The sequence below is a fragment of the Lactobacillus sp. UMNPBX1 genome (assembly GCF_002554085.1).
GTDB lineage: Bacteria > Bacillota > Bacilli > Lactobacillales > Lactobacillaceae > Lactobacillus > Lactobacillus crispatus.
Map to the genome: position 1 here is coordinate 264,921 of NZ_PCZI01000001.1, position 24,923 is coordinate 289,843.

Genomic DNA, 24,923 nt, shown 5'->3' on the forward strand with positions numbered 1-24,923 from the left:
GATTAATGAGTCGTACACCAATTATTGCTGGTAACTGGAAGTTACATATGAATCCAGAACAAACTACTGAATTCGTTAACGCTGTTAAGGATAAGTTACCAGACCCAAGTAAGGTTGAATCACTTATTTGTGCACCTGCAGTTGACCTTGACGCTTTGAGAAAAGCTGCTGAAGGCTCAAACTTACATATCGGTGCAGAAAACTGTTACTTTGAAGACGAAGGTGCTTACACTGGTGAAACTTCACCTAAGGTCTTGAAAGAAATGGGTATGGACTACGTAATTATTGGTCACTCAGAACGTCGTGGTTACTTCCACGAAACTGACGAAGACATTAACAAGAAGGCTAAGGCAATCTTTGCTAATGGCTTGAAGCCAATCATTTGCTGTGGTGAATCACTTGAAACTCGTGAAGCTAACAAGCAAGAAGACTGGGTAGTTGCTCAAATTAAGGCTGCTTTAGACGGCTTAACTGCTGAACAAGTATCTTCACTTGTTATTGCCTACGAACCAATCTGGGCTATCGGTACTGGTAAGACTGCTTCATCAGATCAAGCTGAAGAAATGTGCAAGACTATTCGTGAAACTGTTAAGGACTTGTACAACGAAGAAACTGCAGAAAACGTTCGTATTCAATACGGTGGTTCTGTAAAACCAGCTAACGTTAAGGAATTAATGGCTAAGCCTGATATTGACGGTGGCTTGGTTGGTGGTGCTTCATTAGTACCAGAATCATTCTTAGAATTGGTAAACTACCAAGACTAATTCATAAAAAATAATTTAGATTAATAATCTAGAATTTTTAGGGTCAAATCATTAGATTTGGCTCTTTTTTATATAGTTTGATAGTTAAAAACAAGTTCGTTGATAAAGTAAATAAAAATGATCAAGCCATTGATAAATCACTTGATCATTTCACTATATTTTTTAATAGAAATTAAAGTTGTCTTATTTAGAAAAATAGATGTACTAAGTTAAATAACAAATTATTAAGCTATAAGCTAGCTCTAAAGGCATTCTTTAACTATCTTTAAAGTAAAATAATAACATCTAGCCCTTGTATTTTTGGCTGAACGAAGTATAATAAACTATGGAGATTGAATCAAATTAGATTTAACCTTCATTATTCAGTCTCTGCCTAATAATTCCTTATTACTTAATAAATATAAACTTTATGGCAGAAGATACATCTATATCTATATAACTTTCTAGAAGAGCAGTTATGAAAATTTTCATGACTGCTTTTTTTGTTTAATTTGGATTTACCTCAAATCCAATTGGCGGAAAACTAGGCAGTTTCAAGGGCGTAACATGCCATTGTGTAAATAGAACGGATGTCAAAAGAATAAAGGGGACGTCTTCAGGCTTAGTAATATCACAAATTAAAACGCCTCCGCGATCTCCCATGATTGTTTGGACACTTGCTACACTCTTGATTCCAGAACGAAAAGTATAAGTACCACGTTTAATACTACCTGTAACAATATACTTTAATTGGGTCAAATAGAATATGTTTGCAGTAGGTGTGTTTAACTTTTTTACGCCTACTAAAGAGTGGTTGACGACATCAATTGTGAACGAAGCAATTAGGCCCGCACCATCAGAAAACAGACGTCCCACTTCCTGTTTACGGAAATTATTTAGATATAAAGTGTGGTTTGGATTATCAAGATTGCCTTGAATAAAAAATTCAGCTTTTCCATTTTGATTAAGCACAGGAATTTGACCGTAATCCTTTTCCTGATTAAGTTCTAGCCAAAATCGCATACTTACTCACCTCATAACTTTAAATATTGTTATTATCTGCAATAAATTTATTTAAAATATAAGCTACTCCATCTTCATTGTTTCTCTTGGTGACTACCTGAGCTATTTTCTTAATAGCTGGAATCGCATTGCCCATCGCAACGCCAGTACCTGCTGCTCGGATCATACTCTCATCATTTAAATTATCACCGATTGCAGCGATTTCCTCAGGCTTGATACCTTTTAACTTGGCATAATCAAGTAAGGCAAGACCTTTTTGAGCATGTTGGTCATTGATTTCAATATTAGAAGATGAACTTGAAGTTACTACTAGATCGCCCATTGTAGCGATTTCTTTTTTGATATCGGTAAAAGCTTCATGTCCCCGAGAGTCAAAAGCAATAATTTTCATTACTTCTATTTTAGGATCTTGCAATAAATTATCGAAACTGTGGATTTGTTTCATATTCATAATAGTCTTATTACCAGCAGAAATTGCTACAGCTTGACGAAAATCAAGTAGAGGATTTAGATCTACCATTAAATGAGCTACATTTGAAATACGTTGATCTAGATTTTCACTATAAACCTGATTGGCAGTTAAAATTTCAAAGTAAAAGCCTGCTCGATGTAGTAAATGCACTAGCTGTTGTGCTTTTGCCTTGGGAATGCTGTGTTTGATCATTAATTGCTCATTTTCGTCAAAAACCAGGGCACCATTAAGATTGATAAAACCGGTATGCAAATCAGCATCTTTGAGAATTGAACGTGATTCGCGTGGGGCCCGGCCAGTCGCAATTAAAAATTCAATGCCGCTACTTTGTGCATTTTTCACAGCTTTTGCATTAGCAGCAGAAACAGCCATCTCTGAATTAAACAATGTTCCGTCAAGATCACAAGCAACTAATTTGATCATAATTTCTCTCCCATTTAGTATTAAATTAATGATACCATAAAGAGGAGAAGAAAAGAGGGTGTAAGACTTGGCTAAAGAATTAATTGGCAACGATTGGGATCAAGTATTGGATCCTGTTTTTGCAAGTGAGAAATATCACGAATTGCATAATTTTTTAAAAGAAGAATATTCTACTAAACAAATTTATCCTGATATGTATCATATTTTTACGGCTTTTAAATTAACGCCGTTTGCTAAAACTAAAGTGGTAATTTTGGGTCAAGATCCATATCATAATCCTGGTCAAGCTAATGGAATGAGTTTTTCCGTCATGCCAGGTACAACTTTGCCGCCATCACTTAAAAATATCTATAAGGAACTCTATGATGATGTCGGAGCTCGGCCTGTTAATCACGGTTACTTAAAAAAGTGGGCCGATCAAGGTGTGCTTTTGCTGAATGCGGTTTTGACGGTACCGTATGGGCATGCTAACGGTCACCAAGGCAAAGGTTGGGAAGATGTGACTGATACTGCAATTAAGGCTCTGAGTGAGCGTGGAAAAGTCGTCTTTATTTTGTGGGGTCGATTTGCTCAAAACAAGATTCCATTAATTGATCAAAGTAAGAATTTTATCATTAAATCATCACATCCAAGTCCATTTTCGGCTGATCGAGGGTTCTTTGGCTCGCGACCGTTTTCGCGGTGTAATATGGCATTGAAGAACTTTGATGAAACGCCGATTGACTGGCAATTGCCAGAAACGATAAGTAAATCTGATTTAGCATAAGAGGTAAAAAATGAGCGTATTTTCATTATTCAAAAAACAAGTTGAAGCAGCAAAAGATAAGAAAAGAATTGTTTTTCCAGAAAGCGATGATTTAAGAATTCTTACTGCCATAGCTAATTTGAAACAAGATGGCATTATCGAACCAATTTTAATTGGAAATCCAGATGAGATTGCTAAGTTAGCTAAAGAAAATAATTTAGACTTAGCTGGTGTTAAGATCTATGACCTCAATCATTATGATGAACTTGATCAAATGGCAGCGGAATTTGTTAAAGCTAGACGAAAAGATACCAGTATTGCTGAAGCAAAGCTCAAGTTAGCTCAAGGTAATTACTTTGGTACCATGTTGGTGAAGATGGGAAAAGCAGACGGTATGGTTTCCGGTGCTGCTCACTCAACGGCTAACACTGTTTTGCCAGCTTTACAATTAATTCATGCAGCTAAGGGGATGCATCGAGTATCCGGCGCTTTCGTAATGGAAAAGGGCGATGAGCGTTACATTTTTGCCGACTGTGCCATCAACATTAATCCTGATGAAGAAACTTTAGCTGAAATTGGCTATCAATCTGCTCTGACTGCCAAGATGGCCGAAATTGATCCTAAGGTCGCATTTTTGAGCTTTTCAACTAAGGGTTCAGCCGAAGGACCAATGGTTGATAAGGTACATGATGCAGCAGCTATGTTCCAAAAGGATCATCCAGAAATTCCAGCTGATGGTGAATTGCAATTTGATGCCGCTTTTGTACCTGCAGTTAGTGAAAAGAAGGCTCCAAACTCAAAGGTAGCTGGACATGCGAATGTCTTTGTTTTCCCAGAATTACAATCAGGCAATATCGGTTATAAGATGGTTCAAAGATTAGGTGGCTTCACTGCTGTTGGTCCAATTTTGCAAGGTTTAGCAGCTCCAGTGAATGACCTATCTCGAGGCTGCAGTGAACAAGATATTTATGATTTAGCAATTGTTACTGCCGCACAAGCTTTAGCAAAGGATGAAAAGTAATGACAAAGTTAGAAATTAATTCTGCTGATGGAATGCAGAAATTAGGTGCATCCCTAGCCAAAACGGCCCAGCCCCACGATTTATTACTATTAAATGGTGATTTGGGTGCAGGCAAGACAACTATGACTCAAGGATTAGGACGAGCATTAGGCATACATCGGCCTGTTAAGAGTCCTACATTCACCATTGTGCGTGAATATCGAGAAGCTAAGTTGCCGCTCTTTCATATGGACTTTTATCGTTTGGAAAATGATGATTTATCCTCGATTGATTTGGAGGGCTATTTAGCAGAACCAGGTTTAGTGGTAATTGAATGGCCACAACTAGTAATGAATGATTTGCCAGATGAGTATTTGCAACTCACGATTACCAGAGTGGACGATAGTTGGGATTCAACTAAACGGGTTGTTGAATTTACTCCTCATGGTAAGCGCAATGAAGAATGGGTCAAAGCTGCGTTAACTGAATTTAATAAGTAAAGCAAAAATCTCTAGGATCAAAATTCCTAGAGATTTTTCATATCTGATAAACCAAATTTTTGATTGCTTCATCACCAAATTGCTCTTCTTGCTTGATTAAAATCCCAGCACATGCTTCACTATCACTTAATGCGTTATGGTGGTGCCACAATTCAACGTTTAAGGCCTCAGAAACTGTGTCTAATTTGTGGTCAGGCAGTTCTGGTTCGAGTAATTTACTGCTAGCTAAAGTGTCAATGACCAAATAGTGGGGCTCCTCAATACCGTAACGTGCCAGGCTTTGCCGCATGACATTAGTATCAAAGCGAGCGTTATGTGCGGCTACAAGCATTCCTGGTTGATACAATTCTTTAATGTGGGGCCAGACCTCTGCCATTGTTGGAGCGTTTTTAACGTCCTCAGCTGTAATTTGATGTACTTGAATATTTCGCGCGTCAAATGGCATTTGAGGATTAATTACTGTATAAAAGCGATCAACAATTTTATTATTTCTCACCATTACCAAAGCAAGTGAACAGGCACTTTCTGGATAATGGTTGGCTGTTTCAAAGTCCATTGCAATAAAATTCATAAAGTTCTCCTTTTAAAAAAGTATATCATTAATATTAATGAAGCTAACGCCTTTATGCGGTAAAATAAAACAAGAAACTTTAAGGAGGCAACAGCGTGGAATTACTTGATTTGAAAGAAAAAGGGATTGATATTAAAGAGCAAATCCCATTAAGCAGATATACTTTTACTAAGACAGGTGGACCAGCTGAATATTTGGCCTTTCCTAAGACGACTGATGAAGTAGAACAATTAGTAAAAGTCACACGTGAAAATGAAATTCCATTAACAATTATTGGCAATGCCTCAAATCTAATCATCCGTGACGGCGGAATTGATGGGTTAGTAATTATTTTGACTGAATTAAAAGAGATTAAAGTAGAAGATAATCAAGTTACAGCTGATGCTGGTGCACGGATTATCGATACAGCTTTTGCGGCTGCTCATCATGGTTTGAGCGGAATGGAATTTGCTGCTGGAATTCCTGGTAGTATTGGCGGTGGTATTTTTATGAATGCTGGTGCCTATGGCGGTGAGATGCAAGAAGTAGTGCAAAGCGTTAATGTTTTAACCAGAGCAGGAGAATTTAAAACATATTCAAACGCAGAAATGAACTTTTCTTACCGGCATTCATTAGTTCAAGAAAATGGCGATATTGTATTAAGCGCCACTTTTGCACTCAAGTCAGGCGATAAGTTAGAGATCTTAGATCATATGCATTATTTAAATGCTTTACGTCGTTATAAGCAGCCACTTGAATATCCATCTTGTGGCAGTGTCTTTAAGCGGCCTACTGGGCACTTTGTTGGTCCGATGATTATTAAAGCTGGTTTACAAGGTAAACAAATCGGTGGCGCTCAAGATTCAATGAAACATGCAGGTTTTATCGTGAATAAAGGCGGTGCTACTGCAACAGATTATTTGAATTTAATTCATTTGATCCAAAAGGTAATTAAAGAAAAGTTTGACATTGACTTACACACAGAAGTTAGGATTATCGGCAAAGAAAAGTAAAATATTTTAGCAAAGACAAGCTACAGGCTGGAAGGCTTGCAGCTGTTTTTTATGTGAGGGATGGAAATGGATATTATCAAACTAAAACACATCACCAAAAAATATGATGATGGGTTTGTAGCATTAAAAGATATAAATTTAACTATTGAATCTGGTAAATTTTATTCACTACTTGGTCCTAGTGGCTCGGGAAAATCGACAATTTTGCGAATTATTGCTGGCTTTACTCAGCCATCTAGTGGTCAAGTCCTCTTTGATGGTAATGATATTACTGACCTTGATGCTTCAAAAAGACATATCAATACAGTTTTTCAAAATTATGCTTTGTTTCCACACCTGGATGTTTTTCAAAATGTGGCGTTTGGCTTGAAAATTAAGAAAAGACCAATGAGTGAAATCAAGCCAGCTGTTAAAGATGCTTTGCATATGGTTCGTCTAGACGGTTACGCTAACCGCGAAATTTCGGAACTTAGTGGAGGACAGCAGCAGCGTGTAGCTATTGCCCGGGCAATTGTTAATGAACCTAAGGTTTTACTATTAGATGAGTCGCTATCTGCTTTGGATAAACGTTTACGAAAAGACATGCAATTTGAATTACGGGCAATTCAGAAAAAGCTAGGCATTACCTTTATTTTTGTTACGCACGATCAAGAAGAAGCTCTATCAATGAGTGATAAAATTTTTGTTTTAAATGATGGGCAGATTCAACAAAGTGGTAATCCGGTAGCAATTTACGATGAGCCAGTGAATGACTTTGTAGCACGTTTTATTGGTGACTCCAATATTTTATCTGGTCGAATGATTCATGATTACGAAGTGGAATTTGCTAATAATAAATTTAAATGTGCCGATGGTGGGATGAAGCCTAATGAAAAGGTTGAAGTAGTTATTCGTCCCGAAGACTTGGATATTGTTAAACCAGAAGATGGGAAGATTGTGGTTACAGCACAGACGCAATTATTTTTAGGTGATCACTTTGAGATTAAGGCAATTGATGCCAATGAAAATGAATGGCTGATCCATTCTACTAATGGAGTTAAATTGGGACAACGTGTTGGGCTCTTTTTTGATCCAGAAGATATTCACGTCATGCGGTTAAATGAAAGCCAACACGATTTTGATGCTCGACTAGAAAAGTATGAGGCGGATGAAAATGAAAAATAAAAAGATGTTTTTTATGATTCCATATCTGCTGTGGATTATTCTCTTTGTCATTTTGCCGATTTTATTGATTCTCTGGTATTCGTTTACTGATAGTAATAACGCATTCACGCTCAGAAATTACGTTGAATTTTTTAAAAATGGTACCTTTTTAAAAATGATGCTTAACTCATTTTGGTATGCATTTTTGATCACCTTGTTGACGTTGGTAATTTCGTATCCGGCGGCGTATTTTTTAATTAAAATGAAAAACCAGCAGCTGTGGCTGTTATTGATCATTTTGCCAACATGGATTAATTTGCTGCTTAAAGCATATGCATTTATTGGCATTTTAGGTAATGACGGTTTAGTAAATAAATTTTTACATTTATTTGGTATTGGTCCCGTAAATATTTTGTTTACTGATTTTGCTTTTATTTTTGTGGCGACTTACATTGAAATTCCGTTTATGATTTTGCCAATTTTTAATGCGATTAAAGAGATTAATCCTGCAGTCATTCATGCCTCTGAGGATTTGGGTGCTAGTAAATGGCAAACTTTTTGCTATGTTTTATGGCCGCTTTCTCGTCCAGGAGTTGAAAGCGGCGTTCAGGCCATCTTTATCCCATCATTGTCATTATTTATGTTAACAAGGCTGATCGGCGGCAATCGGGTAATCACATTAGGGACTGCTATCGAAGAGTATTTTATGACCACAATGAACTGGAATATGGGGGCCACAATTGGAGTAATTTTAATCGTGCTGATGGTGGTAGTCATGTTGATTACTAGCAAAAAGGCTAGAAGAAAGAAGGTAGATTTATGAGAAACAGACATTTAATCGCTAAGATCTATCTTGTTTTTACTTTGATCCTATTATATGTACCCATTTTTTATTTGATTTACTTTTCATTTTCTAGTGGTAAAAACATGAATAAATTTGAGCACTTTACATGGGCTCATTATCAGACTTTATTTCAAGATAATCGCTTATTAGCGATATTTTTGGAAACTATCCTACTAGCGCTGTTGTCCAGTTTAATAGCAACAATTATTGGGACATTTGGTGCAATTGCAATTGCTGCGATGAAAAAAGAATCTAATAAGAAAACAACCTTAGCATTAAACAATGTCTTAATGGTGTCACCTGATGTAATTATTGGTGCTAGTTTTTTGATCTTTTTTACAGCATTGGGAATTGGCTTAAATTTTGGTTCTGTATTGTTAAGTCATATTGCCTTTTCTATTCCGATTGTGGTTTTGATGGTCTTGCCGCGACTTAATGAAATGGATATGTCGCTTATTGATGCAGCACGTGATTTAGGGGCGAATTCATGGCAGGTTTTTAGTGATGTTTTAATTCCAGTTATTATGCCAGGCATCTTTTCCGGTTTATTTATGGCGTTGACCTATTCACTAGATGATTTTGCCGTAACTTTTTTCGTTACTGGGAATGGTTTTTCAACTCTTTCAGTTGAAATTTATTCTCGGGCACGACAAGGAATCGATCTTGAGATTAATGCTTTAAGTACCGTAATGTTCATTTTTGTCTTGTTGCTTGTAGGAATCTATTATTTTATTACTACTAAAAAGGGCAGAAAGAAAAATCATCGTGTGATGGGAGGCCTAGTTAAATGAAAAAGATTATGATGGCAATTGCAGCTATTTTAATTGCCTGTGCAGGCCTTTGGGGTTTATCCCATCATTTGGAGAAATCGTCTATCGGGAAAAATAAACAAAACTTGATTATCTATAACTGGGGCGACTATCTAGATCCAAAGTTAATAAAAAAGTTTGAAAAGCAGACAGGTTATCATGTTGTCTATGAGACCTTTGATTCCAATGAAGCGATGTATACCAAAATCAAACAAGGCGGAACGGCATATGATTTGACCATTCCTTCTGAGTATATGGTAACTAAAATGCGCAAGGCTCATTTGCTTGATCAGTTGGATCAAAAGCAAATTCCTAATTTGAAATATATTGGCAAGAGTTTTTTACATAAGTCATTTGATCAAAATAATGATTATTCTGTGCCATATTTCTGGGGGACACTAGGAATTGTTTATAATGATAAATTCGTCAAGCCAGGAGCAATTAAGACTTGGAATGACCTGTGGAGTAAAAAGTATCGTAGGCAAATTTTACTAGTTGATTCAGCTAGGGATGCAATGGGGATGGCATTGGTTTCTTTAGGATATTCAATGAATACCACATCTAGTATTAAACTACATTTGGCACAAACTAAGCTTAATAGTCTGGGACCCAATATTAAGGCGATTATTTCAGATGAAATGAAGATGTACCTAGTGCAAAATGAGGCAGCAATTGGCGTTACCTGGTCTGGTGAGGCTTATGAAATGATGGAACAAAATCCTCACTTGCATTATGTTGTGCCTAAGCAAGGATCAAATTTGTGGTTTGATAATTTTGTTATTCCAAAAACTGTACAAAATAAAAAAGCTGCACTTAAGTTTATTAATTTTATGCTTGAACCTAAAAATGCAGCGCAAAATGCGGAATATGTTGGATATGCAACCCCAAATACCGCAGCCCAAAAATTATTGCCGAAAAAAGTTAGAGATGACCGGCAGTTTTATCCTACTCAAAGTACGTTGAAGAATCTACAGGTCTTTAGAGATTTAGGTCCTAAGAAGACCCAAGAATATAATGACCTATTTTTAGAATTTAAAATGTATGCACGGTAAATTGGGGCGGTTATAATTAAAGAAGAAAGGAGCAATCAATGCATTTTAATATTTCTAATCTGTTTACTTGGAATAATTTCTCCATTGCTTTAGATATTTTAATCATTTGGTATTTAGTTTACCGTTTGATCATGATGATTCGTGGTACCAAAGCTGTACAACTGGCAAAAGGGATCGTCTTTATCTTTATTGTTAGAATTATTGCCGGCTTACTGCAACTGCATGCGGTAACTTATATTGTGGACCAAATTGTTTCTTGGGCAGTAATCGGAATTATCGTTATTTTCCAGCCGGAAATTCGTCGTGGACTAGAGCGGCTAGGACGCACGCCGATTTTTAATGGCCGAGGTGAGAGTGCTCATACACAGTCGGTTAAGATGGTGCAGGAGCTCGATAAAGCGATTCAATACATGTCTAAAAGAAGAATTGGTGCCTTAATCACGATTCAACAAGATACGGGGCTAGATGATTATATTGAAACTGGAATCAAGCTGGATGCGGATATTTCTGGTGAATTGTTAATTAATATTTTTATCCCTAATACGCCGTTGCACGATGGGGCGGTAATTATCAATAATAATCGAATTGCTGTTGCGGCAGCATATTTACCACTGTCAGATAACAGCATGATTCCTAAGCGTTTAGGCACGCGTCACAGAGCTGCCGTTGGTATTTCTGAAGTTACCGATGCGGTAACGATCGTCGTCTCAGAGGAAACTGGTGGCGTAACTATTACTAGAAACGGGCGCTTTTTAGTAGATTTGTCTCGTGAAGAATATTTGAAGTATTTGAATGCTCAACTTGTTCCTAAGGAAGAGAAGAAGGTTCCATGGATTCGTCGTGTGATTAATAAAGTCTGGAAATGGGGTGCAGATCGATGAAAGACTTTTGGGATAAACGCTGGGTAATCAGAATAATCTCATTGTTGTTTGCGATCTTATTAGTGGTTTACATTGACTCTACTCAAACAGGTTTTGTTACACAGGGTGAATCTAAGAAGACACGGCAAACTGCTAATGAAACGCAGACAATTAGTGTTCCTCTGCAAGTTTCGGTTAATACAGATAAATACTATGTTGTTGGTTATCCTGAAAAGGTTAAGATAACTTTGGAGGGTTCGAATGCGTTAGTTACTTCGACTGTTAATACTCAAAGCTTCCGTGCTTATATTGATCTAACTCATAAGAAAATAGGTAAGCAAACCGTAAAGGTAGAAGTTACGGGACTAAATAGTCAATTATCTTACACGATTAACCCGGCAACAGTTAATGTTGATATTGAACGGCGAAAATCTCGTACCATGCCCGTTCAAATAGAGTATAATAAAAATGCTGTTGCTAATGGATATAATATTGGTACGGCTAGTGTTGATCCGCAGCAAGTTGAGGTTACTGGTGCTAGAAGCGAAGTAAATCAGATTGATCAGATCGTTGCCAAGTTGCCTTTACCTAATGGCATTAATCATGATTATGAGCGTCAAGTTATTTTGATAGCTGAAGATAAAAAAGGGCGTCAATTAAATGCAGTGATTAATCCATCTACAGTAAAAGCTAGTTTGCCAATATCGCTTTTCAAAAAGAAAGTTAAGCTAAATTTAAAGCCTAAAAATGAAAAAAATAATAAAGTCTATTCGGTTACTGCCAAGAATGATGAGGTAACACTGTATGGACAAAAGGAAACATTAGCAAAGATTAAGCAGTTGGATGTTGATGTAGATCTGAAAGGGATCTCATATTCAACTGTAAAGAATTACCCTTTAGTTTTACCTAAGGGAGTTGCTCGCGTTGATCCTGAAAATGTACAGATATCAATTAAAGTAAAGAATGCAAATAATTAATTTGAGAAAGGTTGTTTATTAAATGTTAAAATATTTCGGAACTGATGGTGTTCGTGGCGTAGCTAATCAAGGCTTAACTCCAGAAATGGCTTTTAAATTAGGTCGTGATGGTGGTTATGTTTTAACTAAGAACAAAAAAGACGGCGAACAAGCTAAGGTCTTAGTATCTCGTGATACTCGTATTTCAGGCCAAATGCTTGAATATGCCTTGATTTCAGGCCTTCTTTCAGTTGGGATTGAAGTGCTTGAGGTTGGCGTAATTACTACTCCAGGTCTTTCATACTTAGTACGAGCACAAGGCGCCGATGCAGGGGTGCAAATTTCAGCTTCACACAACCCTGTAGAAGATAATGGGATTAAGTTCTTTGGTAGCGATGGTTTGAAGCTTTCAGATGAAATGGAAGGCGAAATTGAAAAATTAATTGACGCTAAGGAAGATAAATTACCTCGTCCATCTGCTAAGGGATTAGGTACTGTAACTGACTTCCACGAAGGTTCAGCTAAATACTTGCAATTTATTGAAAATACTATTCCAGAAGACTTGGGTGGAATTAAGGTAGTTATTGATGGAGCTAACGGTGCTTCAAGCGCATTGATCTCAAGACTGTTTGCTGATTGTGGCGTTGATTTTACTACTATTGCAACTCACCCAGATGGTTTGAACATTAACGATCATGTTGGTGCAACGCATACTGAAAAGTTACAAGAAGAAGTTGTTAAGCAAGGTGCTCAACTTGGTTTAGCCTTTGATGGGGATGCTGACCGTTGCATTGCTGTTGATGAAAATGGTAATGAAGTTGATGGTGACCACATCATGTACGTACTCGGCTCATACTTGGCAGAACATGGTCGTTTGAAGAAAGATACCATTGTTACTACTGTAATGAGTAATCTTGGTTTTACTAAGGCTCTTGAAAAAGAAGGCTTGAAGAATGTTCGTACCCAAGTTGGTGACCGTTACGTTTCTGAAGAAATGCGTGCTCACGGCTACAATCTAGGTGGCGAACAATCAGGTCACGTTATTATGAGTGATTATCATAATACTGGTGATGGTATGTTAACCGGTTTGCATTTAATGCTAGTAATGAAGAAGACTGGTAAGTCATTAAGTGAACTTTTGAAAGACTTTAAAGATTACCCACAATGCCTAGTTAATGTTCCGGTTGCTGACAAGAAGAGCTGGAAAGAACACAAACCAATTCTTGATGAAATTGCTGCAGTGGAAAAGGATATGGCTGGAAATGGTCGTGTACTTGTTCGTCCATCAGGTACTCAAGACTTGCTTAGAGTAATGGCTGAAGGACCAACTCAAGAAGAAACTGATGCCTATGTAGACCGTATCGTTAAAGTGGTCGAAAAGGAAATGGGTAAGTAAAATCCTAATTGAATAATCGATAAGTAAAAAGTCGTGAGTTAAATCACGGCTTTTTGTATAATTAATGCTAGATGTAATTTTTAAGATCCGAGGGGTTAAAATGGCTATTAAATTGATCGCGGTTGATTTAGATGGAACTTTATTATCAAGCAATAATACTATTTTGCCAGAAACGCAAAGAATGTTGCGTGTCGCAGTACAAAATGGGATTAAGGTTGTTTTAGCTACTGGACGACCATTATCAGGAGTATTGAACTTTGCTAAGCAATTAGGAATTGAAGGTGATGATCAATACGCAATCGTCTTTAATGGTGCAGTAATTCAAACAATTTCTGGTCGTGTTTTAATGAGTCAGGAATTGAATTATCAAGACTTCAATAATATGTTGCGTTTTCAGCGTTTAAGTCATGTAAATGTACATTTTGAGACGACTAAGTATTTCATTACAACTGATCGGGATTTATCTGTGCAAATGCAAATTAATGCGGCTTTGACCGATAATATTATGAAAGTTAGAGACCGAAAAGAAATTCCAAAAGATTTTACTTTTAACAAAGTCGGTTTTACTTCAACTGAAGGAGCTGACCAGGTAGAAAAACTGTGGAATAGTTTCCCCGACTGGGCTTTTCAGACTTATGACATTGTTCGCAGTTTTGACAGTATTATTGAATTAAATGCCTTGGGAGCTTCAAAAGGTAATGCTTTAATGGATTTGGCTTCACGGCTAAAAATTGCCCAAAAAGACGTGATGATTTTTGGTGATCAAGGCAATGATCTTTCGATGTTTTCTAATCCCAACTTCATGAAAGTAGCGATGGGTAACGCCATTAGTGAGATCAAAGATAAGGCTGATTATGTTACTGATGATAATGATCACAACGGGATTGCAAAGGCTTTGAAAAAATTTGTTCTTTAGTAAAAAATTTGGATTTAGAAGTGATGTTTTATGGCAGAAACTAAAGACGATCGTAATTCCATTACCCAATCAGAATGGGAAGTTATGCGTATTATTTGGACCTTAGGAGAAGTTCGTACTGGCCAAGTAATCAAAGAACTACAAGGTAAAAAGGATTGGTCCGATTCCACAATTAAAACGCTAATGCGGCGTTTAGTGCAAAAGGGCTTGCTAAAGACGCGTAAAGAAGGCCGGTGTTTTGTTTATAAGCCGACTATTAGTCAGCGCAAAATGATGTCTGAAGTTACTTTACATATGATGCAAAACATGTGTGATATGCACAAGGGTGAGGTATTAATTCAGTTGCTAAAAGAAGCACCGCTTTCTAAGGGCGATATTAAGACGATGCAGCAAGAACTTAAATTGAAAGAAAAGGATGCTCCTGACATGGTGCCTTGCAATTGTTTGCCATCTGAAAAAAGTAGATGTTAGGGGAAGATTTTTAAATGAAGAACATCGTCAAAATAATACTACGTTTGATAATGGTCGGCCTAGCCGCAGTATCTTTTTGGTTATTAATGAATAGCAATGTGAGTTTAAAAATAAACGATACACAGGCGATGGGCAAAGAAGTAATCAATCGAGTAGTGGATGACTCAGATAATCCTAATTTGAAGGCAGGGGTTGAGTTACTCGAAGCATCTGGTTTGGAAAAGACATTGTTAGAACAATTGCCGCCGAAATATCAAGTTAACTTATCATATGCTGATCTATATAGATTGTGTGAAAAATATAATGATCAGGGAAAATTGACCACTAAAGATTTAGGCTTAACTAGTAAAAGTAAGTTGGAAGAAATTATCAATGAATATTTAGTCAAGCAAATTAATCATAAATTGAAGGAAGATTCAGAAGATGTGAACCATATTATTACAATTTATGAGTATTCAATTTTTGCAGTGGCTTTGTTATTTTTGTTAGCCGCAATTTTGATTTTATTTGGTCGCTCTTCGGCGTCAATTCCACTAGCACTAACTACTATTGCTTCATTTGTGGCATTGTGGCTTGCCTCAAATGAGGCGATGACCGCATTGCAAAGTCGAGTTTATAGTGGCATTCTTGTAACTTTGTCGCAGGAGATTTGGGTTGGCTTAACAGTTGGAATTATTACGGCGATTATTTGGCCGGTTATAAATAGACTAACTAAGAGGAAGAAAAAGTAATGAAAAAAATTCTGTTTGTTTGTCATGGCAATATTTGCCGCTCACCAATGGCAGAGGCCGTGATGCAATATTTGTTAAAAGAAAATAACCTAGCAGATCAATATACTGCTGAATCTAAAGCAACTACGCAGGATGCTTTAGGTCATGGGATTGATGCTCGTGCACAACGGGAATTAGTTGCAAAACATATTCCATATGATCGTGGTCATCGTGCTAGTCAAATGACTCGCTCAGACTATGATAATTATGAATATTTAATCTGCATGGATGAAGAAAATTTCGCAGATATGAATCGCATTACTGGTGGAGACCCAGAGCATAAAGAACATAAAATTTTAGAGTTTGCTGGCTCTTATGCTGATGTCGATGATCCTTGGTATACAAATGATTTTGAAACAGCGTATAATGAAATTTATCGTGGCTGTGAAGGCTTAATTAAGAAATTAACGAAATAAAATAAGATGGGCATCGAGCTCATCTTATTTTTGTGCGATTAAACGAACAATATTTTCAGTTGTACGGGTAACATTTATTGGTCCGTCTTTTAAGGCTTGTTCAATACTTTCTGCTTTAGCAAGAATGCCAAATATAGCGGTAAATCCTTCATCATAGAGTTGATCAATACCTTGACCTAAATAGCCTGCTAAAGAAATAACTGGTACGTGATATTTCTGGGCTATTTTGGCAACTCCGAAAGGGGTTTTACCGAATTTAGTTTGAAAATCAGTTCCGCCTTCGCCGGTAAAAACATAGTCAGCTTTTTTGATCTTGGCTTCAAGCTTAGTTTCTTGGGCAATTAATTGCACGCCTGGATGAATACTGGCGTTAGTAAAGGCGATCAGGCCAGCGCCTAGGCCGCCTGCAGCACCACTACCAGAAATTTGGGCGACGTTTTTATCAATAGTCTGTTCAATTACTTGTGCATAGTGAGATAAATTTTGATCTAGAATTTTAACAGTTGTATCATCTGCGCCTTTTTGTGGGCCGAAGACGCTACTTGCACCATTAGGTCCAGTTAGAGGATTGGTTACGTCACTGGCTAATAAAAATTTGGTATCTTTAATACGAGGATTAATTGAAGAAAGATCAATATTAGCAATTTGATCTAAAGCACCGCCTGCTAACTTTTGGGTGATTTCATGATGATTTTGATCAAAAAATTTAACACCAAGCGCTTGTGCCATACCAGCACCGCCATCATTAGTACTGCTACCACCAAGGCCGATAATAATCTTTTTGACGTTGTGCTTCAAAGCTGCGTTAATTAATTCGCCGGTTCCATAAGTTGTAGTCTTTAAAATTGTTTCGGGAGTTCGTTTACTTTTTGCAACATAGGAGAGACCACTAGCTTGTGCCATTTCGATGATTGCAGTTTGTCCATCACCTGAGATGCCATAATAAGCTGATACTTTTTGATTAAGCGGACCGGTAACATTTATTTGGTATTTTCGACCGTTTGTAGCATCAACGAGTGAATCAGTTGTACCTTCGCCCCCATCGGCCATTGGTACCGCAATTATTTGTGCATTGGGAATAACTTTTTGAATACCATTTTTCATTGCAATGCAGACTTCTTTTGCTGTCATGCTTTCTTTAAATGAATCAGGTGCAAGAACGAATTTCATTTTAATTACCTCGCTTTTTAGTTCATTGTAAAATATTTTGCTTTTTTTCACAAAATTATATTGACACCGCTTACAATATTGGCTATTATAATAACTGTAAGTGAGCGGATTACTGATACGATCAGGTCTTAGCTATTACAAATAATGTTGCTTTGGTATATCATTATTTGTGATAGCTTTTTCTTTTTTTGCTAAGGTGGTGAATTATTATGAAATTTCTTAAAACATTTAATAATAGTGCTGCCTTAATTGAAAATAACCAAGGTCAAGAAGAAATAGTCCTAGGCAAGGGCGTAGGATTTGGTCTAAAAAAAGGTGATCCTGTTGATGAAAGCAAAATTGAACGTCGCTTCGTTACTAAAGACGAAGTGGATCAAGTTAAGGGCTTTGACCCTAAAACAATTGAAGTAACTAATAAGGTACTTCAGCTGGTCGAACCTCTGCTTCAGATTAAGTTCAATGACTTTCAGTATCTTGCTTTAGCAGATCACATTGATTTTGCAGTTACGCGAATTAAAGATCATATTGATATAGCTCCCGCTAACAATAGTTGGGAAGTTCAAAATCTTTTTCCAAAAGAATTTGCGGCAGCTAAAAAAGTGGTCAATCTAATTAATCAGGAGATGCAGATTAAATTGCCGCAGAGTGAGTCGGTTTTGATGACCTATCACCTGGTTAATGCTAAGAGTGATGTTTCTCAAGTACAAGAAACAATTCAGATTACAAATTTGATTCGTGGGATAATCGATATTATTCAATTGCAATATTCAATGCAACTTGATACGAGCTCCTTTAACTATAGTAGGTTTGTTTCGCATTTGCGCATTTTGTTAGTTAGATTTTTACGAAATAAGCAAAAGGAGGAGGCTTCACTTGATCCTGCAATGCTAGGTTTTATGAAAATCAAATATAGCAAAGCGTATGAGACGGCGGAGCGGATCACCACTTACTTACATGCAAAAATGGGATGGGATTTAGATTCAGATGATGAATTTTATCTTGTTTTACATATTTGGCGCGTAACTAGTCGTCAAGATAATTAAATATCTAAGTTACTTAGGTATGTTACTAAAAAATTAGGCATGAACCCGAGTTACTGAAAGACGTTGAACATTTATGTTCTTTAGTTTTTGAGTAGCTTGGGTTTTTATTTTAAGGAGGAAAGGCAAATGGCTAAGAACTATGATGAATTAGCCAAGACCATCATTCAAAATGTTGGTGGCAAAGATAATGTGACCAGTGTTGTTCACTGTGCAACTCGTTTGCGTTTTAAATTAAAGGATGAAAAAAAGGCTACCGATGATGTTTTAAAAGATACGGATGGTGTTGTAACCGTTGTTAAAGCTGGTGGTCAGTATCAAGTGGTCATTGGTAATGAAGTTGCTGATGTTTATGATGCTGTTGTCAAAGAAGGCGGCTTTAATGGCGGTGGACAAGTTCCTGATGATGACGTTGAAGATAATTCTAGCTTTGTGGATAAAGCCGTTGCTTTGATTTCAGGCATTTTTACAGATATTCTAGCTCCACTTAGTGCTGGCGGTATTATTAAAGGTCTAGTAGTTTTAGCAGGTGCAATGGGATGGCTATCTACTAAATCAGGTACTTACCAAATTCTATATGCAATTGGTGATAGTATTTTCTACTTCTTACCAGTATTCTTAGGGGTAACTGCAGCACGTAGATTTCACATGAATCAATTTATCGGATTAGCAATTGGTGCAACCTTAACTTATCCAACTATGGTTCAATTAGCTGCAAGTAAGACTGTTCTAGGTACATTGTTTAAAGGAACGGCTTTTGCCTCAGAGATTCACACGACTTTCTTTGGCATTCCGGTTATCACGATGAATTATACTTCTACAGTTTTACCAGTATTATTTACCGTTTGGTTTGCTTCAATTATTGAGCACTGGGCTAAAAAGTGGATTCCATCAGTTGTGCAAATGTTCTTGGTTCCAGTTGTCACTATGATTATTGCTTTACCAGTTGCATTTATAGTAATTGGTCCTGTAATGACTTGGGTTGGGGACGCAATTGGTGCAGTGATGTCAGGTGTTTACAACTTTAGTCCAATTATTGCTGGTTTATTAATGGGTGCTCTTTGGCAAGTACTTGTTATTTTCGGTGTTCACTGGGGAATCGTTGCCGTAACTACTGCAGATTTAGCCGCATTAGGTTATGACCCAATTCTAGGTTTATCTTGCATGGTTTGTTATGCGCAAATTGGTGTTGTTTTAGCTATTATCCGTCAAACTAAGGACAAAAAACTTAAAGAAACTGCTACTGGTGCATTTTTCTCAGGACTGTTCGGTGTTACTGAACCAGCAATTTATGGTATTACATTACCAAGAAAAACGCCGTTTGTTTTAAGCTGTATTGCTGGTGCAGTCTCAGGTGCAATCATTGGTGCCTTTCATTCAGTATTGTACATTATGCCATCAATGGGATTCTTTGCAATTCCGGCCTACATTAATCCTAAGGGAGGATCAATGACAACAATTGTCGGCGTAATTATTGCCGGTATTGTAGCATTTATAGCTGGTTTTGCACTTCAAATGCTCTTTGGTAAAAAATCAGTTGATGCTGAATATAATAAAAAACAAGCACAAAAAGTTGCTGACGCCGCTAATGAAGCAGCTAATATTACTAAGAGTGCTCCTGTACAAGCAATTTTAAGTGAAGAAAGGGAAAATCCTTCAACCAAATTAGTTTCACCATTAGACGGTGAAGTAAAACCATTGTCAGAAATTAAAGATGAAGTATTCTCAAGCGGTGCAATGGGGGAAGGCGTTGCTATTGAACCAAGCGAAGGTGTGCTTCATGCCCCAGCTGATGGTAAGATTGCTTTAGTTTTCCCAACAGGACACGCTGTCGGACTTAACACTACAGATGGCGCAGAAGTGTTAATGCACATTGGAATGGATACCGTTAATCTGCAAGGTAAGGGCTTCAAGACTTTAGTAGAAAAAGGTCAAGAGGTTAAAGCAGGTGATCCATTGGTTAAATTTAATATTAAAGAAATTAAGGCTGCTGGCTATGAAGTGACTACTCCAGTTGTTGTTACGAATTCTAAGAAATATGAATCTGTACAGCAAGTAGCTCAAGGTGAAGTTAAAGTTGGTCAAGAAATTTTGTCTTTGCAAGGCAGTAACGCAGAAGTTAAAACAACTGGTCAAGTTCAAACCAATTAGTCTATAATTAATGTAAATGCTTTCAAAAAAGGAGAATCATAATGTCATTTCCAAAGAACTTTTTATGGGGCGGAGCAACTGCCGCTAACCAAATCGAAGGTGCATATGATGAAGATGGTAAAGGCCTATCAGTAACAGATATTACTACTGCAGGTAGCTTAGATGCACCTAGAATGTTGACTTACAAGTTAAATGGTAAGTTAGAAAAAACACCAGGAGTTCCAGGTGCGGGACTTCCTGAAGGGGCAGTTGGTGCAATTGATCCTAATGAATATTATCCTAACCATGTAGCGATTGATTTTTATCACCATTACAAAGATGATATTAAGATGTTTGCGGACATGGGTTTCAAAACCTTCCGTTTATCAATTGCTTGGACTCGGATCTTCCCTAAGGGTGATGAGGAAAAGCCAAATCAAGCTGGACTTGACTTTTATCGCAGAGTATTTGAAGAATGTAAAAAATATGATATTGAACCTTTAGTTACTATTTCTCACTATGAAGATCCACTTTACCTCAGTGAAAAATATCATGACTGGCAAGATCGTAAAATGATCGATATGTATGTGAAATATGCTAAGACTTTGTTTGAAGAATACAAGGGATTAGTTAAGTACTGGCTTACTTTTAACGAAATCAATTCAACCCTGTTGATGCTTAGTGCTTTTGGCAATAATGTGACTGATGATAAGGCATACCAACATGCATATCAGAAATTGCACTATCAATTCGTAGCTAGTGCTCGGGCAGTTAAGTTGGCTCATGAAATTGATCCAAATTATGTAGTTGGCAACATGATCTGTGGTATTGTTGATTACCCACTTACTCCAGATCCAAAAGATATTTTGCTTAACCGTCATATGTGGGAACAAAATATTCTCTACTGTGGGGATGCACAATGCAAGGGTAAATATCCAACATTTGCTAAGCGCCTTTGGAAAGAACACAATGTTCACTTAGACATTACTGAGCAAGATAAGAAGGATATGTTGGAAGGTAAAGTTGATATGTACACCTTTTCTTACTACATGAGCAACGTTATCACAACTCATGAAGTAAAAGATAAGGTTGGCGGTAACTTCGCCGCTGGTGCTAAGAATCCATACCTTAAGTATTCAGAATGGGGTTGGGCAACTGATCCAGATGGCTTGCAATACTACCTTGAAGTTATGTATGACCGTTACGAAATCCCAATGATGGTAGTTGAAAATGGTCTAGGTGCCGTTGATAAGATTAGTGATGATGGTAAGATTCATGACGATTACCGCATTGATTACCTTAGAATGCACATTAAGGCAATGAATCGTGCGATCGAAGATGGCGTTGATGTCCGTGCCTACACTACTTGGGGCTGTATTGATGAAGTATCAGCTGGTACCGGTCAAATGTCTAAGCGTTACGGTTTTATCTATGTTGATCGTGATGATGAAGGTAAAGGTACTTTAGATAGAATGCCAAAGGATTCTTACTACTGGTACAAGAAAGTTATTGCTTCAAATGGTGAAGATTTAGACTAAAGCTATACTAGTTAAAAAGATGATGAGACAGCAGATCTCATCATCTTTTTATTCTAAAATTAGAAGTTTTGTGTACAGGGCTGAGCAATATTTTGATAAAAATGTCAATATACCATATAAAATTTAAAAGCGTATAATTAATTCTATCTGTTTTATATAGGAGTTGACATTTTGAATAGAAAACACAGAAAGAGATTTTGGGTGACGATTGGAATTATCGTTGCTGTATTAGTTGCGTTCATTGGAGTAGGAGAAGCATATTTTTTCAATGTGGCCTTTGTGCCTGGTAAAAAAGCTGTTTTGAATAAATACTCGAGTAAAAATAAAAAAGATCCGTTAGCGGAGAAGAAGCGCTGGTATGAAGATGCTAAAAAACAGAGATGGTATATTAAGTCTAATACTGGTGATTATCGGCTAGATGCAAATTATATTCCGAAGAAAAATTCTGATAAGACGGTTGTTTTGTTGCACGGCTTTACCAATAACAAGGATACGATGGGACCGTATGCAGCAATGTTCCATCAAATGGGTTATAACGTGTTGATGCCAGACGCGCGTGCACATGGACAAAGTCAGGGAAAGTATATTGGCTATGGTTGGCCTGAAAAGTATGATGTGCGTAAATGGGTGAGAAAGTTGATTGCTGAGGAAGGCAAAAAGCAGAAGATTGTCATCTTCGGTGTCAGCATGGGTGGAGCCACGACGATGATGGCAAGTGGTATTAAGATGCCGAGCCAGGTTAAGGCTTATATTGAAGATTGTGGCTATACTAGTGTTAAGGATGAATTTTTGCATGAAGCTAAGGATATTTATCATTTGCCCGGTCCAGTTGGTCCATTTTTTGTGAATGGATTGAGTGTTATTGCTAAAGCAAATCTAGGCTTTTATTTAGGGGATGCTTCGGCTGTTAATTCTGTCGAGAAAAACAATAAGCCAATGTTGTTTATTCATGGTGGGAAAGATCCGTTTGTGCCGACGAAAATGGTTTATGCAAACTACAAGGCAGCTAAAGGACCAAAACAGTTGTGGATTGCTAAAAAGGCAAAACATGCTCGTTCTTTTGAGACATACCCTAGAGAATATCAACGTCGTGTAAGTGAATTTTTGAAAAAATATGTATAAGAAAAAGGAAGGTGCGTGCCTTCCTTTTTGAATAGAATAATTTATTATTTCGTAGCATTAGCTGGCTTTCTTCGACCAACTAACCAAGTCAAAATCAAAGCAACAACTGCTTCGATAACAATCAAAGCAATTCTCATCGGTAATTTTGTGCTACCTAACCAAATATCTAAGATGATTGAACCGATAATCAAGATTCCCATCCAAATCCATTGAGCTTTATCAAAAGCAACACCGTATTCAACTTCACGACGTCTAATACCTGGTAAGATAGCACCCAAACCAATTAAGACAACTACGGCAACGATATTAATGATTAATTCATACCACCATAAGCCAGTTCCTTGCTTAACATCTTGTGGTGCAAAGCCAAGGATAGTTGCAGCAGCAGTGACTAATAGTAATAGTAAACCGACAAGCCAAGCTAACTTATCGTTTTTAATATAAACATATTGTGATGGAAACTTCTTGGAATTCTTTCTAATTCGCATAAATGAGTAGAAGATCCAGCAGGTTACACCTGGTGAAATAATTGAGTTAAGGTTCAATAACCAGTTAAAAATATCATTCATATCAGGTAGGAAAATACCCAAGATCATAATGAATGATGAAAGAGCAACAGTTAAGATATAGCCGTTAACTGGCAAGCCATTCTTATCCTTTTTACGCAAAAACTTAGGCATGTACTTGTCACCAGTGTCTGAAATCAACATTCTGGTCATCGCGTCAAGCAAGACTGCAACCAAAGCACAATTGAAGAACAGTGATGTCCAAGCCCAGAAGTAAAGTAAGAAGTGTCCCATGCCGAATTGTTTTCCTAACATATCGAAGAGGTAGTAAGCACCATTCATCTTCAAGTCATTAGGAATATGGTTAGCGTCGAAGTAAATACCTAAGGCAAATGAACCTAAGATAGTCAAGAAGGCAGTCATTACGGCTAAAGCAATCATGGCCTTAGGAAAATCAGTTTTAGGTTTTTTCATCTTGGTTACGTATGGTGCAACCAATTCACAACCATTCATGGCGTAAATCAACATACCAACTGTTGACCAGTAGTGTAAGTTGAAGTTAGGCACAATTGAATGGAAGCCAAAGTTTTTGGTTGCCATATGGCCACCAGATTTAACCAAGCCGAAGAAGGCTAAAATCACGAATAAGATAACCATGATAATCATCAATCCACCACCAATCGTGGAAAGAAATTCCATTGAGTTAGAAAAGTGGTGTTCGACAATGATAAAGACAATAAACACTACAAAGGTTAAAATTGCAAACAATGAAGTTGGAATCTTATCTTGGAAGTCTTTAGTTCCAGTTACAGCCCAACCCAAGTCAACGATAATTTCATTGGCAGAGTCAACTGCATAAGGAATGGAAGCAGCCCAATAAGTCCAAGCCGTGAAGTAACCTAAGAATTCACCGTCAGTACCACGTACCCATGAAGAAAGTCCGCCGCCTTCTTTATCAAAAGTAGAACCTAGTTGCCCTACCATTAGTGAATAAGGTGTGACATAAAGTAAACACATGATAATCCAAGAGGTGATAACAGGCATCCCTTGGTTTTGAAAGTTGTACATGATATCGTCTAAACCGATAACTGTACATAAAGCCATTAGGGTCAAAACAGGCCAAGTGATGGTCTTCATTTTATTTGTTGAAATTAAATCGTCCAATTAATTCTCATCCTTCTCTTTAAAAACTTTTACTCTCTTAAAAGAATAAGAAGGCTGGCGATTTGTTTTTACACTTTTCGTTCATTTCTTCTCCTCATTGTGAAAGTATCTAAATAGATTCTAACTATTATATGTGTTGATGACTAGTGTT

At 37.2% G+C, this 24,923-nt stretch carries 25 protein-coding genes; 20 read left to right on the forward strand and 5 right to left on the reverse strand.

The features are described from left to right. The first annotated feature begins 5 nt into the window (after positions 1 to 5). Positions 6 to 764 carry a triose-phosphate isomerase gene (tpiA, locus tag CP352_RS01325; RefSeq protein WP_005718695.1) on the forward strand — a complete coding sequence of 253 codons (759 nt, stop codon included), beginning with the start codon at positions 6 to 8 and terminating at the stop codon, positions 762 to 764. A 486-nt stretch (positions 765 to 1,250) separates the two neighbouring features. Here tpiA and CP352_RS01330 read toward each other — a convergent pair whose 3' ends face one another. Next, positions 1,251 to 1,766 carry a hypothetical protein gene (locus tag CP352_RS01330; protein WP_005721490.1) on the reverse strand — a complete coding sequence of 172 codons (516 nt, stop codon included), beginning with the start codon at positions 1,764 to 1,766 and terminating at the stop codon, positions 1,251 to 1,253. 19 nt (positions 1,767 to 1,785) lie between these two features. Beyond that, complete coding sequence (locus CP352_RS01335) at positions 1,786 to 2,661, reverse strand: Cof-type HAD-IIB family hydrolase (RefSeq protein WP_023488014.1); 876 nt, start codon at positions 2,659 to 2,661, stop codon at positions 1,786 to 1,788. A gap of 67 nt (positions 2,662 to 2,728) precedes the next feature. Between CP352_RS01335 and CP352_RS01340 the strand changes: the two genes are divergently transcribed. From CP352_RS01340 to tsaE, 3 genes are read left to right on the forward strand one after another with little or no spacing between them, the layout of a single operon-like run. Then, positions 2,729 to 3,427, forward strand: coding sequence for a uracil-DNA glycosylase (locus CP352_RS01340; protein WP_005718702.1), 699 nt, complete (start codon positions 2,729 to 2,731; stop codon positions 3,425 to 3,427). 10 nt (positions 3,428 to 3,437) lie between these two features. Continuing rightward, entirely contained in the window at positions 3,438 to 4,427 is a 990-nt protein-coding gene (gene pta, locus CP352_RS01345) for a phosphate acetyltransferase (RefSeq protein ID WP_089142993.1), read from the forward strand. Beyond that, positions 4,427 to 4,906 (forward strand): tRNA (adenosine(37)-N6)-threonylcarbamoyltransferase complex ATPase subunit type 1 TsaE, encoded by a 480-nt coding sequence (gene tsaE / locus CP352_RS01350; RefSeq protein WP_013086076.1) that lies wholly within the window; start codon positions 4,427 to 4,429, stop codon positions 4,904 to 4,906. The genes pta and tsaE overlap by 1 nt, the downstream gene beginning before the upstream one ends. A gap of 37 nt (positions 4,907 to 4,943) precedes the next feature. Here tsaE and CP352_RS01355 read toward each other — a convergent pair whose 3' ends face one another. Beyond that, entirely contained in the window at positions 4,944 to 5,477 is a 534-nt protein-coding gene (locus tag CP352_RS01355; RefSeq protein ID WP_005718706.1) for a 3'-5' exonuclease, read from the reverse strand. 95 nt (positions 5,478 to 5,572) lie between these two features. Here CP352_RS01355 and murB point away from each other — a divergent pair, with 95 nt between their 5' ends. The 12 genes from murB (at position 5,573) to CP352_RS01415 (ending at position 16,102) form a co-directional block, all read left to right on the forward strand. After that, a complete protein-coding gene (gene murB, locus CP352_RS01360; protein ID WP_013086078.1) occupies positions 5,573 to 6,469 on the forward strand; it encodes a UDP-N-acetylmuramate dehydrogenase in 897 nt (298 codons plus the stop codon). A 66-nt stretch (positions 6,470 to 6,535) separates the two neighbouring features. Then, positions 6,536 to 7,633, forward strand: a complete 1,098-nt coding sequence (locus CP352_RS01365) for an ABC transporter ATP-binding protein (RefSeq protein WP_080668506.1) — start codon at positions 6,536 to 6,538, stop codon at positions 7,631 to 7,633. Next, positions 7,623 to 8,435: an ABC transporter permease gene (locus CP352_RS01370; protein WP_035443106.1), complete on the forward strand. Its 813-nt coding sequence runs from the start codon at positions 7,623 to 7,625 to the stop codon at positions 8,433 to 8,435. Before CP352_RS01365 ends, CP352_RS01370 begins: the two co-directional genes overlap by 11 nt. Continuing rightward, complete coding sequence (locus tag CP352_RS01375) at positions 8,432 to 9,247, forward strand: ABC transporter permease (RefSeq protein WP_013086080.1); 816 nt, start codon at positions 8,432 to 8,434, stop codon at positions 9,245 to 9,247. The genes CP352_RS01370 and CP352_RS01375 overlap by 4 nt, the downstream gene beginning before the upstream one ends. Next, entirely contained in the window at positions 9,244 to 10,317 is a 1,074-nt protein-coding gene (locus CP352_RS01380) for an ABC transporter substrate-binding protein (protein WP_065990277.1), read from the forward strand. The genes CP352_RS01375 and CP352_RS01380 overlap by 4 nt, the downstream gene beginning before the upstream one ends. A gap of 38 nt (positions 10,318 to 10,355) precedes the next feature. Continuing rightward, positions 10,356 to 11,198 (forward strand): diadenylate cyclase CdaA, encoded by an 843-nt coding sequence (gene cdaA / locus CP352_RS01385; RefSeq protein WP_005718712.1) that lies wholly within the window; start codon positions 10,356 to 10,358, stop codon positions 11,196 to 11,198. After that, positions 11,195 to 12,154 carry a YbbR-like domain-containing protein gene (locus CP352_RS01390; protein ID WP_005718713.1) on the forward strand — a complete coding sequence of 320 codons (960 nt, stop codon included), beginning with the start codon at positions 11,195 to 11,197 and terminating at the stop codon, positions 12,152 to 12,154. The genes cdaA and CP352_RS01390 overlap by 4 nt, the downstream gene beginning before the upstream one ends. 22 nt (positions 12,155 to 12,176) lie before the next feature. Then, on the forward strand, positions 12,177 to 13,529 hold the full coding sequence (glmM, locus tag CP352_RS01395; RefSeq protein ID WP_061204560.1) for a phosphoglucosamine mutase: 1,353 nt from the start codon (positions 12,177 to 12,179) through the stop codon (positions 13,527 to 13,529). Between the two features lie 100 nt (positions 13,530 to 13,629). Then, positions 13,630 to 14,445: a Cof-type HAD-IIB family hydrolase gene (locus tag CP352_RS01400; protein ID WP_005721484.1), complete on the forward strand. Its 816-nt coding sequence runs from the start codon at positions 13,630 to 13,632 to the stop codon at positions 14,443 to 14,445. Positions 14,446 to 14,475: 30 nt separating this feature from the next. Beyond that, positions 14,476 to 14,916 (forward strand): CopY/TcrY family copper transport repressor, encoded by a 441-nt coding sequence (locus CP352_RS01405; RefSeq protein WP_005718717.1) that lies wholly within the window; start codon positions 14,476 to 14,478, stop codon positions 14,914 to 14,916. Between the two features lie 14 nt (positions 14,917 to 14,930). Further along, positions 14,931 to 15,647, forward strand: a complete 717-nt coding sequence (locus CP352_RS01410; RefSeq protein WP_054832690.1) for a hypothetical protein — start codon at positions 14,931 to 14,933, stop codon at positions 15,645 to 15,647. Beyond that, complete coding sequence (locus CP352_RS01415) at positions 15,647 to 16,102, forward strand: low molecular weight protein-tyrosine-phosphatase (protein ID WP_005718721.1); 456 nt, start codon at positions 15,647 to 15,649, stop codon at positions 16,100 to 16,102. The genes CP352_RS01410 and CP352_RS01415 overlap by 1 nt, the downstream gene beginning before the upstream one ends. Positions 16,103 to 16,126: 24 nt before the next feature. Here CP352_RS01415 and CP352_RS01420 read toward each other — a convergent pair whose 3' ends face one another. After that, complete coding sequence (locus tag CP352_RS01420) at positions 16,127 to 17,272, reverse strand: glycerate kinase (RefSeq protein ID WP_089142994.1); 1,146 nt, start codon at positions 17,270 to 17,272, stop codon at positions 16,127 to 16,129. A gap of 209 nt (positions 17,273 to 17,481) precedes the next feature. Here CP352_RS01420 and CP352_RS01425 point away from each other — a divergent pair, with 209 nt between their 5' ends. From CP352_RS01425 to CP352_RS01440, 4 genes are all read left to right on the forward strand, one after another. Beyond that, the gene (locus CP352_RS01425; RefSeq protein WP_013086086.1) at positions 17,482 to 18,315 is read left to right on the forward strand and encodes a PRD domain-containing protein; all 834 of its coding nucleotides are present in this window, start codon (positions 17,482 to 17,484) and stop codon (positions 18,313 to 18,315) included. Positions 18,316 to 18,441: 126 nt separating this feature from the next. Next, positions 18,442 to 20,463 carry a beta-glucoside-specific PTS transporter subunit IIABC gene (locus CP352_RS01430; RefSeq protein WP_089142995.1) on the forward strand — a complete coding sequence of 674 codons (2,022 nt, stop codon included), beginning with the start codon at positions 18,442 to 18,444 and terminating at the stop codon, positions 20,461 to 20,463. A gap of 41 nt (positions 20,464 to 20,504) precedes the next feature. After that, positions 20,505 to 21,980 (forward strand): glycoside hydrolase family 1 protein, encoded by a 1,476-nt coding sequence (locus CP352_RS01435; RefSeq protein WP_089142996.1) that lies wholly within the window; start codon positions 20,505 to 20,507, stop codon positions 21,978 to 21,980. A gap of 171 nt (positions 21,981 to 22,151) precedes the next feature. Continuing rightward, positions 22,152 to 23,102, forward strand: coding sequence for an alpha/beta hydrolase (locus CP352_RS01440; RefSeq protein ID WP_089142997.1), 951 nt, complete (start codon positions 22,152 to 22,154; stop codon positions 23,100 to 23,102). Positions 23,103 to 23,146: 44 nt separating this feature from the next. On the opposite strand, the gene CP352_RS01445 is transcribed toward CP352_RS01440, so the two are convergent. Further along, positions 23,147 to 24,772: an APC family permease gene (locus CP352_RS01445; RefSeq protein ID WP_035443094.1), complete on the reverse strand. Its 1,626-nt coding sequence runs from the start codon at positions 24,770 to 24,772 to the stop codon at positions 23,147 to 23,149. Positions 24,773 to 24,923: the final 151 nt, after the last annotated feature.